Source organism: Escherichia sp. GZ89 (genome assembly GCF_019366485.1).
GTDB lineage: Bacteria > Pseudomonadota > Gammaproteobacteria > Enterobacterales > Enterobacteriaceae > Escherichia > Escherichia fergusonii.
The window spans coordinates 1-598 of the sequence record NZ_JAEOHX010000059.1 but is presented as its reverse complement, the minus strand read 5'-3'; the positions used below and the strand labels follow the sequence as shown (position 1 = coordinate 598).

The window sequence follows — 598 nt, the reverse complement described above, 5'->3', positions numbered from 1 at the left end:
CACGAATGGCAAACTTACGCAACAAAGCAGTAATGGTGCGGCGATCTTTTTTGCGCATAAAACACAACAGGTGCCAGTGAACTGTACCGTCATGATGCGGCTCAGCCACCCGCACGCCATACCAGCGCAATCCGGCTTTGTGCATCGCCTTACGAAATGCAGCAAACATGCCGACCAGATAATCACTGCTTTGTCTTACCGTCGTATTTGTCCAGGTCGGGTTGGGCCTGCCGTTATTTAGCGTGGAATGGAAGCGTGACGGGCAGGTGATGGTATAAAACACCGCGCAGTCTCCGCGCATTTCCGCGATCAGCTCCAGCCCCTTAACACAGGCCATCATTTCATTACGGCGATGCGCAGGGTTGCTGCTGCTGGCGTTTACCACATCCTCCATGTCCAGCGTGTCGCCGTCTTCGTTCACCAGTTCATGAGAACGGAAAAACTCCAGCGACTTACGGCGCTGCTCACGTTTATGCATCATGGCTTCATAGCTGACATAGGGAGATGCTTTTTTGCTGACCAGGCAAACAGCACGCAACTGCTCTTCCCGCCATTCGCAACGCATCTTCCATAATTTCCGGTACCACCAATCGGCGCA

The 598-nt window shown here is 53.2% G+C and carries 1 protein-coding gene; it reads right to left on the bottom strand.

Annotated features, from left to right (window positions below):
* A partial coding sequence (locus K0335_RS22175; RefSeq protein WP_219394166.1) for a replication endonuclease occupies window positions 1–598 on the bottom strand: 598 nt, incomplete at both ends.